Consider the following 12099-nt stretch of genomic DNA (forward strand, 5'->3'; position numbering starts at 1 on the left):
CGCCCACATCCGCGAAGTGTGCCCAGATTTCCTCGCCAAAAATCGTCCCGTGGTGACGGACAATCCATGATCATGGAAACGAAGGGTGGCGTAGGCTGAAACGCAAACAATGACGTGGATAAAGCCATCACAAATATCAACTGACAATTCCTCAAAAACAAGGAAGGCCTATCATGATCGTCACCGAGATTCTCGGAAACGTCCACGATGTATCTGAACCTGCAGAGCTATCCATAGACTCTGTGCTGTTTGACAATGAATCCCGGCTGAAGCGAGTACAGCGCGTAACGTCAGAAGGGGGGACCGAAATCGGCCTGCGCTTTGATACCGACTTCCGCGAACTTCACGATGGTGACATCCTGTGGCGTGAGGGCGATTCACTTATCGTTGCCAAGATTGATCCAACGGACGTTCTCGTCATCAAACCCGGTTCTATCAAGGAAGCACTGACAGTCGCACATTCCCTCGGTAACCGTCACCTCCAGGCCCAGTTCTTTGAGGATGAGGCTGGCTTCACTGGCTCCGTCATGGTTGTGCGCTACGACCACACTGTCGAGCACTTCCTGGATCACATGGAAACAAACTACGAGCGCGGTCAATACGTCATGCCGAAGGCTTTCCGTCATGCAGAGCACACCCACTAAGCCCCAGGAAGCCAGCTCGAGCGAGCGGGCGCAGCTGGTCATCTGGCACTTGACCGATTCCGCATTGCCTACGGGCGGGTTCGCCCACTCAGCGGGTATGGAAACATATATCCAAAGCGGTGCAGTTGATGATGCAGATACCTTCGCAGAGTGGTTAAAGGGGTATTTGTACCAGGCTACCTTCAATGATGCCCTCGCGGTTCGCTTCGCGGTGGAGTTGCACAATTCCACGATTGGCTGGGATGAGAAGGTAGCGCGGCTGAACCAGCTGGACCGCTTGTTACACGCAACGTTGACTCCCAAGGAGCTACGTGCAGCAATGCGTTCCATGGGCAAGCGGATGAGCAAGGTCGCGCGAATAGTTGACGCAGATGACATGCTCGTAGAAGAGTACGACCGTGGTTTGCGTGCTCGAGAGTACAAGGGCAACCCGGGAATCGCTCTCGGCCTCGTTCTGGCTGCTGCCGGAGTTGACGGATACACGGCAGCGAAGGCATATCTCATGCAGTTAGCCACGTCCATGGTCCAAAATGCGATCCGCGCTATTCCCCTTGGCCAGGATGCAGGCCAACGTCTGCTCGTTGGGGTCTACGGCCTCGTGACGGAGTTTGCCCAACAAGCGATGGAACACACCGTTCACGACCTGGGTGTTGCTGCTCCCGATATGGAAATCGCCCAGATGGAACACGAATTCCTGCGCTCGCGCATGTTCATGTCCTAACAACGGGATTCATGTCCTACCAACGGGAATAGAGAAGCCACACAGTGGCACAAGAGGGATGCCTCCTTTTCTGGGGAGGTTCCACAACATGAAAGGAAAATTTAGAAATGTCTGTTGTAAAAGTCGGCGTCGGTGGACCGGTCGGCTCTGGTAAGACCCAATTGATCGAGCGCATTACGCGCGCCCTGGAAGGTGAAATCTCCATGGCGGCGATCACGAACGATATTTACACGACTGAGGACGCTCGCATTCTCGCACGCGACGGCGTGCTCCCGGAGGATCGGATCATCGGTGTGGAGACGGGTGGCTGTCCGCATACCGCCATCCGTGAAGATACGTCGATGAACGAGGCCGCATACGAGGAATTGTTGAATCGGCACCCAGACCTGGAGCTCGTGTTCATTGAGTCTGGCGGCGATAACCTCTCCGCTACGTTCTCGCCTGAACTAGTGGACTTCTCCATTTACATCATTGATGTCGCCCAGGGGGAGAAGATTCCTCGTAAAGCAGGCCAGGGGATGATCAAGTCTGACCTCTTCGTCATTAATAAGACCGACCTGGCTCCTTATGTCGGCGCTGATCTCCAGGTGATGACCGACGATTCCAAGGTCTTCCGTGGTGACAAGCCGTTTGTGCTCACGAACCTGAAGACGGATGAGGGCCTCGACGAGGTGCTTCAGTGGCTCCGCCGCGATGTGCTTATGCAGGATCTCGAGGCCAGTGGTAAATAGCATGTGGGGCGAGTCTAAGCCGGTTTTTAGGCATGATCCGCCGCACCAGGAGATGGGAGAGCTCGATCTCGGAATCTCTGTCAGCGGTGGAAAATCCATCGCTACGAAGCAGTATCACCAGGGTGCTCTCAAGATTATTCGCCCGCACTATCTGGACGATTCCGGGCAGGTGTACTACACCATTGCCAATCCCGGCGGTGGCTACGTCGGTGGTGACGCCTACCGCATCGGTGTTGAAGTGGATGCCGGCGCATCGATCCTATTTACTGACCAGTCTGCAGCAAAGGTGTACCGCACTCCGAATGACTTTGTTGTGCAGAACATCGCTTTTACGCTGCACGGCGATGCGGTCATGGAGTACATCCCAGACCAGTTGATCCTCTACCGCGATGCGGATTACCGGCAGGAAATCCTGGTGGAGATGGACAAAGAGTCATCGTTGTTCATCTCGGATATTGTGACGCCTGGTTGGTCGCCAGATGGTGGGCAGTTCCTATACAAGAACGCGCACCTGCGCACGGCTGTGAAGGTTGACGGGGAGGTGGTACTCGTCGATAATATTCGGATCGAGCCCACCAAGGACGTTTTCTCCACGGTACGCTCTTCTTTCCTCGGGGAGCACACGCATTTTTCGACGGCAATCTGCGTCGATCCGCATGTGTCACCGGAGGTTGTCGCGGACGTTCGCAATGCCGTCCGGCAGCATCTCGAAGGTAAAGGCAGCGTCAAGGCATCGGTCACAGAAATCGATGTTCCGGGATTCGTACTACGCGCGGTCGGTGATTGGACGGAAGACCTCATGCGGGTTGTGCAGGCAGCCGCCAACGTTGTCCGGGACAAGACGAGGGGACAGGGACCAATCAACCTACGCCAGTATTAGCGACCTACACCGGTACTAGCCAGTGCTAGCACAAAGGAAGCCAGTGGCGACTCCAAAAAAAGGAAAAGACGGAAGCAGCGTAAAGCTGGTTCCGTCTTTTGGCTCCTGTTGTGAACTACATTGCTGGCGGTGGTTGACTAATCGTCCGAGACCTTGTGGCCAGAACCGATCCAGTGAAGCAGCTCATGAACGTCGTCGTTAGCAATCCCGTAGTAAATTCGTCGGCCATCGCGCTGCGACTTAACCGTTCCGTTGTTTTCCATCGCCCTCAAGGCCGCCGAAGCTGTTGCTACCCTGAGTCCAGTTTCCTCGGCAAGCTCGCTGACAGTCAGAGTGTTCTGGCCGGCGTAGTGGATGGCTGCGAGTAGAGCGAGCCGTGTCGGGTCGCCGAGGATCTTAAACGTGCCGGCCCAACTGTCGATGTCAACTTCGTGAGACACAATTACCTCCTGCAGGTAGTTTAACCGGAAAGAGTATCTTGTGAGCCAATTGCACCGTCGATCACAAGCGAAGGAACGCCACCGCTACTACGCGTAAGCGAGCCGTTTACCCGGAATACTCGAGCAAGTACGTCCGCAGTGAGGACCTCGAGCGGGGGGCCGTCGTTTTCCACCGTCCCACCGTTAATGAGCAGGAGACGGTCGCAGTAGCGGGCTGCTAGTGCCAGATCGTGTATAGCCAGGATGATCACCGTATTGTGCTGCGTGGAGATGTGCGACAGCAGATCCATGAGGCGGTACTGGTGATGCAGGTCCAGGTGGTTTGTCGGCTCGTCGAGAAGCATGGTGGAGGCCTGCTGGGCCATCGCGCGGGCCACCATCGCGCGTTGCACCTGGCCACCGGAGAGCTCACTGAGCCTGGCATCGGCCAGATCCTCCAGTGCCGAGTGATGTAACGCCCGGGTGATCCGCTCTTCGTCGCCTGCTTGAGTTTGGGAGAATGGGCCGCGACCGGCCGAGCATCCCAACTGCACAACCTCTCGGACGGTGAGGGGGATGGCAGCTCCTGAGTGCTGTGCGACGTAGGAAAGGTGGTGAACGCGTTCGTTTATGCGGTAAGAGGTGAGCGGTTTGCCGTCGAAAAGCACCGAACCATCGAAGTGGTGCACACCGGCGAGTGACTTGAGTAGGGTGGACTTCCCAGAACCATTCGGACCAACCAGACCGACGATGGTGGGGGCTTCTGCGGTGAAAGACACTCCCGAAAGTACGGTGTGCTCGCCGAAACCGGCGCGGAGATTGGATACTTCCAGCATTAGCGCTTCCTCCTCAGGATGACGAAGAAGGCGGGAACGCCGATGAGCGCTGTGATGACTCCGACGGGAAGTTCCTGTGGCGCAAATAGTGCGCGGGCAATCGCGTCGGCGACGACGAGGGAAATTGCCCCGAGCAGCGCTGAGAGGGGGATGAGGGTGACGTGGCGGGGGCCGTTGAGCATTCGGATAGCGTGCGGGACGATAAGGCCGACGAAGCCGATCGCGCCGACGGAAGCAACGGTAGCGGCTGTCATGAGCGATACAGCGATGAGCACCGTGTAGCGAAGCGCAACGACAGGGATCCCCATCGTCTGGGCTGTGGCATCACCGAGGGACAGTGCATCGAGATATCGTGATAGAGACCAGAGCAGGATAATCCCCAATGTGCCGATGATCGCCACAGCCCAGAACGTATGCCAACGTGCGGCACTTAAGACTCCGAGGAGCCAAAACATGATTCCTCGCGTGGACTCGGCGTTTCCGCTCGCCGTGACGATGAGGGACGTCAGTGATTGGAAGAGGAAACCAATGAGGACACCTGTGAGCACAACCCGCGTGGCATCCGCAGCGCTCTTCTGCAATAGCAGGATGAGCATGAAGAAGGAGGCCAACGCACCGATTGCCGCGCCGACGATAATCCCGTACTGCCACGTTGAGAAGAGGATTGCGACGACGGCCCCAGTGGAGGCGCCCGAGGAGATGCCGAGCAAGTAGGGTTCCGCAAGGTCGTTGTGCGTGATGGCCTGCATGACGACACCGCAGACGGCGAGAATCGCCCCGACAAAGGCAGCCATGAGGATGCGCGGGATGCGAAGCTCGGTGAGGATCGATGTCCGGAGAGGAGACGGGGTTGGCAGCGCTGGGTCAATAAACGCGCGCAGCTCCCCGAAGCTCATTGAACTTGAGCCGACGGTCAGCGATGCAATCATCGCGACGGCGAGAACGATCAGCCCCACAACCACCACGCCAACCGTTTTTCCAGTCGTGCCGTGGTGTGTTTTGTGGGACTTCGATTGTTTGACGGATGACACTACTTGGCCAGTTTCGTACCGAGATCGCCATCTAGAGCAGCAGAGATTGCCTCGATGACTTCGTGGGAACGAGCAGAAGCGGAGGTTGCAACTCCAGGAACAACGACGTAGGCACCGTTTTTGACAGCCTTCATCTCCTTCGTTCCCGGGGTGTTTTCGAGGTCTTGCACCTTTTCTTGCCACTTGTCGCCGGGTTCGCCGCGCTTGGGAAGATCGGCGAGGATGATGACATCGGGGTCGGCCTCTGCGACGGCCTCCCAGGAAACCTGCGGCCACTCCTCGTTGAGATTGGCAAACACGTTGGTCATCCCTGAGTGCTCGCCCATCTCCGTCACAATCGACGGGCCACCTGCAACGTAGGGGGAGCCGCCGACAGAGGAGTACAGGAGCATGAATGTTGTGCCTTCTGGGGCTTTCACGGCTTTGTCAAGCGCCTCGTTCTGGGTCGCGATGAGCTCCTTGGCTTCTTCTTCGCGGCCGAAGATTTTGCCCAAGTCTGTGAGATCTTTCTGGATCAGTTCGAAACTGGTCTTACCCTTATTGTCGCCGTAGGTGGGACACTCGGAGTTGGAGTTGTACGTTCCCACACCAAGCCTCTGCCACTCTTCGCGGGCACCTGCGGCATCGGCTGTCCAGCTTTCCTTGAAGGGACTGACGATCATGTCCGTGTCCGCATTGCGGAGCTGTTCGGAGTTGGCCACGGAGGGGGAGAGCTCTGTCAGCCCGTCCAAGGAATAACCCGCTGGTGGTGCGTCTTTTTGGTGGCTGTATCCGGCGATCTGGTCCTTGGCACCCAGGAGCAGCAGCGTGTCTGTGGAGCCCTGTTCCATCGTCGTCGCGCGCTGGACTGGCGCTTGAACTGTCGTCTCGAACCCACAGTTGTCGATGGTGACGGCATGCGTGGTGGACGCACTGTCCTGCGTCGTGGGGGCAGCCTGATCGGAAGAGCCGTTACCACACGCAGCCAGTGAAAAGCCGAGGGTTGCAGTGGCAATGGTTGCTAGAAGACGATGGCGCACGGGGCGTTCTCCTTCGTTAACATCAAAAATCAATGGAATGTTAGATTGAACCGTATCGTAGGTTCATCCCCGGTACCAAATTGGAGTCGGCTTCAGGTGCACCCGAAAGCACCCGCCTGGAAAAACAAGAGCTCCACGAAGGATAATTCCTACCAGCAGGTGCTCTCAAAGGGGGCTTTCTGGGTTTGATGACCTGCATCCTCTGTGATTGTGTTTTCCGGACGATGGGTGAGGAGAGGGGCAATGGTCTGAGGGGGAAAGACGGCGGGAAGGGAGGGCAGTGGGAGGTGAAGACGGCGGGAGGAGCGGATGGTGGCAGGAGCGCATGGAGGGATTGGTGGCGGGGTAACATATGGCGGTGTTACTTGAAATCAACCGCAAGCTATAGAAAAAGGGGTGCGGCACGTGTCGCGTACGTTTAACTGTCTGGATGAAAAGACGCGGGAAGTAGGACTCAACTCAGCTGCCGACGCGGTGGAGGCTGGACGTCTCGTTGTTATCCCCACGGATACGGTGTACGGAATCGGTTGCAACGCATTTAACCCCGAAGCAGTGAATAAACTCCTGCAGGCCAAGCATCGCGGCCCCGACATGCCCGTGCCGGTGCTCGTTGGCAGCTGGGACACCGTGCGCGGTCTGTCGCGGGACTACACCCGCCAGATGAATGTTCTCATCGAGGCGTTCTGGCCAGGTGGGTTGTCTATCGTTGTCCCACAGGCACCGAGTTTGACTTGGAACCTGGGGGATACCAATGGCTCTGTGATGCTGCGCATGCCTTTGCAGAAACTCGCCATTGAGCTCCTGCAGAAGACCGGCCCCATGGCAGTTTCATCAGCCAATATCTCCGGGCAGCCACCGGCGTTGAACGCACGGGAGGCCGAGGAACAGCTCGGCAATTCGGTGAGTGTATACCTCGAAGGCGGACAGGCTGAGATTGGCACCCCGTCGACCATCATCGACCTCACCCAGGCAACCCCGACGATCCTGCGTGAGGGAGCTATTCCCAGCGAGAAGATCTTTGAGGTCCTCAAGGCGCAAGCATAAATACATGTGGCGACGTGCGACGGTTGAATGAGGCATGGACGCTTGAGTCGCTGCTGACAGCCAAGTCGCTGAGGTCACCGATTGCTTTTTGTGCATCCCGATTCGCGCCAACAGGAATGTGGAGGGCGCGAGCAGTGCGTAGAAACGGTACGAAGGCGCGTCGATAAGCGGAAACACCGGGCGAGATGCGCGGTGACCGGGCGTGGAGGGGCTAGGATAAAGCCCACACAAGGCAGCACAGTGACACAGTGCCACAGTGGAACTGCCACTGTGGCAGGTGACACGGTGCCTTACACGGTGCCAAGGAACAACGAATAGGAGACGAGTGGGAACAGCAGGCGTAGGCGTACCGCTTCGAGAGCTCGGAGTGGTCCTTCTGACTGCCCTCGTGTTCACCTACCTCACAACGGGGATTGTTCGCTCACTGGTGATTCGCTCCGGGCACCTGTCCGAAATTCGCGAGCGCGATGTCCACACGGTGCGTAAACCACAGCTGGGTGGGCTCGCCATGTTCACGGGCTTCCTCATCGCCGTTTACCTGGCTCAACAACTGCCGGCGCTAACGCGCGGTTTCCGCCCCATCACCCCGGAGATGGACGCAATCCTCGTGGCCTCCGCGATCATCGTGTTCGTCGGCGTCATTGATGACCTCTACGAACTCGACGCATTGAGCAAACTCGTCGGCCAGGTGGCGGCGGCGCTAGCCATGAGTCTCATGGGGCTCCGGTGGTCCATCCTGTACCTACCCATCGGTGATGGAACGACGCTCATTTTGGACGGGGCGCAATCGACCATTCTCACCACGGTCTTCGCCGTCGCGCTCATGAATGCGATCAATTTTATCGACGGCATCGACGGGTTGGCGTCGGGCGTGGGGATGATCTCCGGGCTGGCCACCCTCGCCTTCGCACTGTCCATCCTGCATGACCAGGGTGGTGCTGTCGCCGCCTACCCGCCGGCGATTATCGCCGCCGGGCTCGTCGGTATGTGTGCGGGCTTCCTGCCACACAACTTCGCACCGTCCAGAATCTTTATGGGGGACACGGGTGCGATGTTCATTGGTTTGCTGCTTGCTGCAGCCTCGACATCTGCATCGGGCAAGATCAACATGAGCCTGTACGGCACCGCCGATTTCATCGCCGCTATGAGTCCGATTTTTGTCGTTCTCGCCAGCGTTTTCATCCCGATGTTGGACCTCATTATGGCGGTGACGCGCAGGCTGGCGCGGGGACAGTCACCCTTTACAGCGGATCGAAAGCACCTCCATCATCGTCTTCTGCGGATGGGGCACAGTCAGAAACAGGTGGTGCTGGTGCTCTACACCTGGGTGGGGGTCGTTGCCTTCGGTGCTGTTGGCTTCACCATTTTCCCGCCGTCCTGGGCGCTTATCATGCTGGCTGTCGCCATTGCGTTTGCCGTCTGGTACACCGTGCGCCCGGCTGGGTTACACTTTTGAGCTGTGACTAAAGACAGCCAAGACAGCCATATTTCACGAAACCAGCAATTGAGCCAACAAGCAGGTGCAACTCCTTATGTGGAGAAGGGCTCCTTTACAGACCAAGCACACCCCCTGCGCCGGGCACTTCGTTTCGGTGGGATAGCACTCCTTGTTGTCGCCATCGCCTCTCTCGCCGGATGGTGGTACGTGGCCGGTGAACCTGGCTTTTACGGAGCACTCATCGGAGCCGCTATCGGTGGCGGTTTTATCCTCATCACCGTTGCTCTGAGCTTGTCGACGGCCCATTCCTCGCCCACAACGACCGCCGCGGTGGTACTCGGTGGGTGGCTGGTGAAGCTCATCGCTCTCATCGTGATTTTGGCATTTATTAAAGATCTCACGTTTTACAGCCACAGTGCGCTATTTCTCACAGTTGTTCTCGCGCTAATTGTTGTTTTGGCAGCGGAAAGCTGGGGAATCCTTAGTTCTAGAACCACCACTGTTTCGTGACTTAAACCCCAACGGGGTCAATTTGGGGGTAGGCAAACATACGAAAAATCACAGCACTGATAAAGTACTCAAAAGGTAGCAATACCTTTCAGTTGCTGTGCCGATGTGCGTTGGAATCCGCAGTAGCTGAAGTAATAATTCAGACGTCCATCGCACCGCTTGCCTCACAGCGGTAAATGAACACGGGAGAGAACGCTGAGCGTTACATATTTGTCCATGAAGGGCGAGTTTCACGCCCCGGACTTGTTTCATGAATTTTTCCCGGGTTTCGTAGATGGCAACGGCGACTCTCACAATCTATGGTTGTCCGATTTCGCCGGAGGCCTGTTCGCACTAGACCGTCTGATGTTTGTCCGACTGCTTTGTGTGGTCGCGATCATCGTTTTCTTCGTCCTTGCTATGCGGAACCCGAAGAAGGTTCCGGGCAAGTTCCAGTCAATGGCAGAAATGCTTCTTGACTTCGTCAGAATTCACATCGCAGAAGATATCCTCGGCAAGAAGGAAGGTCGGCGGTTCCTGCCGCTCATCACGACCATTTTCATGCTGGCTCTCTTCATGAACCTTCCGTCGGTAATTCCGTTCCTCAACATTTCACCTAACGCGCGCATCGGTATGCCGCTGGTGATGGCGTTGATGGGCTACATTGCCATGATCTACGCAGGTGCAAAGCGCTACGGCTTCTTCAGATTCCTGAAGAGTTCCGTCGTGGTGCCGAACATCCCGTGGTTCCTCCACATCCTCGTGGTGCCGATCGAATTCTTCTCCACCTTCATCCTCCGCCCCGCGACGCTGGCCATTCGTCTTATGGCCAACATGCTGTCGGGCCACCTGATCTTGGTCCTGCTGTTTAGCGCGACCAACTTCTTCTTCTGGCAGTTCAACGGGTGGATGGCTGTTTCTGGACTGACGCTGATTGCCGCGGTCGCATTCACGCTGTTCGAGCTCCTGGTCATCTTCCTGCAGGCGTACATCTTCGCCCTGCTGACGGCCGTGTACATCGAACTGTCGCTGCATGCGGACGAACACTAAAACGGTTTTAACTGAATACGACACCCTGTAAATTACACAATTTCCGCTGGGCGCAAGGAACGAAAATGCGTCCAGCACATTAAGAAAGGGACATACCCACAATGAACGAATTGCTTCTTGCACAAGGCGCAGGTGCTCTGGATCTCGGTGTTCTCGCCACCATCGGCTACGGCCTGGCAACGCTTGGACCTGGCCTCGGCATCGGCATCCTCGTTGGTAAGACCGTGGAAGCTATGGCACGTCAGCCTGAGATGGCCGGCCAGCTCCGCACCACGATGTTCCTCGGTATCGCGTTCACCGAGGCCCTGGCCCTCATCGGCCTCGTTGCAGGCTTCCTGTTCTAGTAGAACAGAAGGTTACGCAACACCATGAAGAACGTTTTATATCTCGCAGCGGAGGCACCGTCCGCCGGGGACCCAGGTTCGCACCTGCCCCTGACGGATTCGATCAGTGTCCTCCTGCCGGCGCCGTATGACATCTTCTGGTCTCTCGTCGCGTTCCTGGTAATCCTCTTCGTATTCTGGAAGTTTGTACTCCCGAAGTTCCAGGAAGTCCTATCGGAGCGCGAGGATTTGATCAAGGGTGGTATCCAACGCGCGGAGGCCGCACAGGCCGAAGCAAAGCAGGCGCTGGAGAAGTACAACAGTCAACTGGCTGAGGCCCGTGCCGAGGCACAGCAGATCCGTGAAGAGGCTCGCGAACGCGGTGAGCAGATCAAGGCGGAAATGCGTGCGCAGGCAGCCGAAGAGTCCAACCGCATCATCGAAGCAGGGGAGAAGCAGCTTGCCGCTCAGCGCGAGCAGGTTGTCTCCGAGCTGCGCCGCGATATGGGGCGCAACTCTGTTGACCTTGCCGAGCGTCTCCTCGGACAGCAGCTGTCCGATGATCTGACTCGCTCTGGCACGATCGACAAGTTCCTTGCAGACCTCGATGACGTATCCACAGTAAGGAAGTGAGCGGTATGCACGCAGCTAGCCGCGAGGCGCTGACTACGGTCACCGAGTCGCTCAAGGGCCACCTTGAGCAGGGCGGTCAGCTGGTCGCGCGCGCCGCACAAACCGGTACGGAACTTTTCGATGTCGTTGAGAGCCTTGATGATAACCGCACGCTTCGCGTAGCCCTGGCTAACTCCGCCACCTCGGCAGAGGCTCGCCAGGGACTGGCGCGGAACCTGTTGGATGACAAGGTCTCTGAATCCACGCTTGCTGTCCTGCTCGATGCAGTCGGACAGACGTGGTCGACAGCACGAGAGTTCCGTCAAGGACTCATCCTTCTTGGCCGTCGCGCCCTGTTTATCGGGGCAGAGGCAGAGGGCAACCTGGTCCAGGTGGAAGACGAGCTGTTTAGGCTAAGCCGCATTCTCCGTGATAATCCTGAACTTACCCGCCTGGTAGGCGACAAGAAGACCGAACCCGCAAAGCGTCGCGAACTTCTCGCAAACGTGCTCTACGGTAAGGTCACGCACACCACCGAAGCACTTGTGCTTCAGGTCATCGGGCGGATTGAGAAGGATCCCATCACGGATTGCAGGTCACTTGCGGAGCAGGCAGCGGAGATGCGCGGAAAGAATATCGCCCGCGTCGAAACCGCCCGCGAGCTTTCCCCGGAGCAGCGCGACGCGCTGGCCGAGAAGCTAGCCCGCATTTACGGTCACGAGATGTCCATTCACACCGAGGTTGACACCAGCCTCCTCGGCGGCATGGTCATTCGCGTCGGTGACGAAGTCATCGACGGCAGCACAGCAGGTAAACTGCGTCGTCTGCGCGTGAACCTCGGCTAATTAGAGAATCGATAATA

Annotated in this window: 15 protein-coding genes; 11 read left to right on the top strand and 4 right to left on the bottom strand. The window is 57.3% G+C overall.

What is annotated here, in order from left to right; translation table 11 throughout:
- Positions 1–173: 173 nt before the first annotated feature.
- The 4 genes from CGLUCO_RS05090 (at position 174) to CGLUCO_RS05105 (ending at position 2976) form a co-directional block, all read left to right on the top strand.
- Positions 174–644 (top strand): urease accessory protein UreE, encoded by a 471-nt coding sequence (locus CGLUCO_RS05090; protein WP_005392117.1) that lies wholly within the window; start codon positions 174–176, stop codon positions 642–644.
- Positions 625–1365 carry an urease accessory protein UreF gene (locus tag CGLUCO_RS05095; RefSeq protein WP_005396004.1) on the top strand — a complete coding sequence of 247 codons (741 nt, stop codon included), beginning with the start codon at positions 625–627 and terminating at the stop codon, positions 1363–1365. The genes CGLUCO_RS05090 and CGLUCO_RS05095 overlap by 20 nt, the downstream gene beginning before the upstream one ends.
- A gap of 107 nt (positions 1366–1472) precedes the next feature.
- Complete coding sequence (gene ureG, locus CGLUCO_RS05100; RefSeq protein ID WP_005392119.1) at positions 1473–2096, top strand: urease accessory protein UreG; 624 nt, start codon at positions 1473–1475, stop codon at positions 2094–2096.
- A 1-nt stretch (position 2097) separates the two neighbouring features.
- Complete coding sequence (locus tag CGLUCO_RS05105; RefSeq protein WP_005392120.1) at positions 2098–2976, top strand: urease accessory protein UreD; 879 nt, start codon at positions 2098–2100, stop codon at positions 2974–2976.
- A gap of 137 nt (positions 2977–3113) precedes the next feature.
- On the opposite strand, the gene CGLUCO_RS05110 is transcribed toward CGLUCO_RS05105, so the two are convergent.
- The 4 genes from CGLUCO_RS05110 to CGLUCO_RS05125 are packed head-to-tail and all read right to left on the bottom strand — an operon-like array spanning position 3114 to position 6281.
- Positions 3114–3416 (bottom strand): ArsR/SmtB family transcription factor, encoded by a 303-nt coding sequence (locus CGLUCO_RS05110; protein ID WP_005392121.1) that lies wholly within the window; start codon positions 3414–3416, stop codon positions 3114–3116.
- A 20-nt stretch (positions 3417–3436) separates the two neighbouring features.
- Positions 3437–4231, bottom strand: coding sequence for an ABC transporter ATP-binding protein (locus CGLUCO_RS05115; RefSeq protein ID WP_005392123.1), 795 nt, complete (start codon positions 4229–4231; stop codon positions 3437–3439).
- Positions 4231–5262: a FecCD family ABC transporter permease gene (locus CGLUCO_RS05120; RefSeq protein ID WP_005392125.1), complete on the bottom strand. Its 1032-nt coding sequence runs from the start codon at positions 5260–5262 to the stop codon at positions 4231–4233. Before CGLUCO_RS05120 ends, CGLUCO_RS05115 begins: the two co-directional genes overlap by 1 nt.
- Positions 5262–6281: an ABC transporter substrate-binding protein gene (locus tag CGLUCO_RS05125; protein WP_232621862.1), complete on the bottom strand. Its 1020-nt coding sequence runs from the start codon at positions 6279–6281 to the stop codon at positions 5262–5264. The genes CGLUCO_RS05120 and CGLUCO_RS05125 overlap by 1 nt, the downstream gene beginning before the upstream one ends.
- Positions 6282–6686: 405 nt before the next feature.
- Here CGLUCO_RS05125 and CGLUCO_RS05130 point away from each other — a divergent pair, with 405 nt between their 5' ends.
- From CGLUCO_RS05130 to CGLUCO_RS05160, 7 genes are all read left to right on the top strand, one after another.
- Positions 6687–7325, top strand: coding sequence for an L-threonylcarbamoyladenylate synthase (locus tag CGLUCO_RS05130; RefSeq protein ID WP_005392129.1), 639 nt, complete (start codon positions 6687–6689; stop codon positions 7323–7325).
- 325 nt (positions 7326–7650) lie between these two features.
- Complete coding sequence (locus CGLUCO_RS05135; RefSeq protein ID WP_196793976.1) at positions 7651–8781, top strand: MraY family glycosyltransferase; 1131 nt, start codon at positions 7651–7653, stop codon at positions 8779–8781.
- Between the two features lie 78 nt (positions 8782–8859).
- Positions 8860–9273 carry a Cg1360 family ATP-synthase-associated protein gene (locus CGLUCO_RS05140; RefSeq protein ID WP_005396026.1) on the top strand — a complete coding sequence of 138 codons (414 nt, stop codon included), beginning with the start codon at positions 8860–8862 and terminating at the stop codon, positions 9271–9273.
- A gap of 216 nt (positions 9274–9489) precedes the next feature.
- Positions 9490–10302, top strand: a complete 813-nt coding sequence (gene atpB / locus CGLUCO_RS05145; protein WP_005392135.1) for a F0F1 ATP synthase subunit A — start codon at positions 9490–9492, stop codon at positions 10300–10302.
- A 101-nt stretch (positions 10303–10403) separates the two neighbouring features.
- Positions 10404–10646 carry an ATP synthase F0 subunit C gene (locus CGLUCO_RS05150; protein ID WP_005392137.1) on the top strand — a complete coding sequence of 81 codons (243 nt, stop codon included), beginning with the start codon at positions 10404–10406 and terminating at the stop codon, positions 10644–10646.
- A 24-nt stretch (positions 10647–10670) separates the two neighbouring features.
- Positions 10671–11258 (top strand): F0F1 ATP synthase subunit B, encoded by a 588-nt coding sequence (locus tag CGLUCO_RS05155; RefSeq protein WP_005392139.1) that lies wholly within the window; start codon positions 10671–10673, stop codon positions 11256–11258.
- Between the two features lie 5 nt (positions 11259–11263).
- Positions 11264–12082: a F0F1 ATP synthase subunit delta gene (locus tag CGLUCO_RS05160; protein ID WP_005396029.1), complete on the top strand. Its 819-nt coding sequence runs from the start codon at positions 11264–11266 to the stop codon at positions 12080–12082.
- Positions 12083–12099: the final 17 nt, after the last annotated feature.

This window comes from Corynebacterium glucuronolyticum DSM 44120 (assembly GCF_030440595.1).
GTDB classification, from domain to species: Bacteria; Actinomycetota; Actinomycetes; order Mycobacteriales; family Mycobacteriaceae; genus Corynebacterium; species Corynebacterium glucuronolyticum.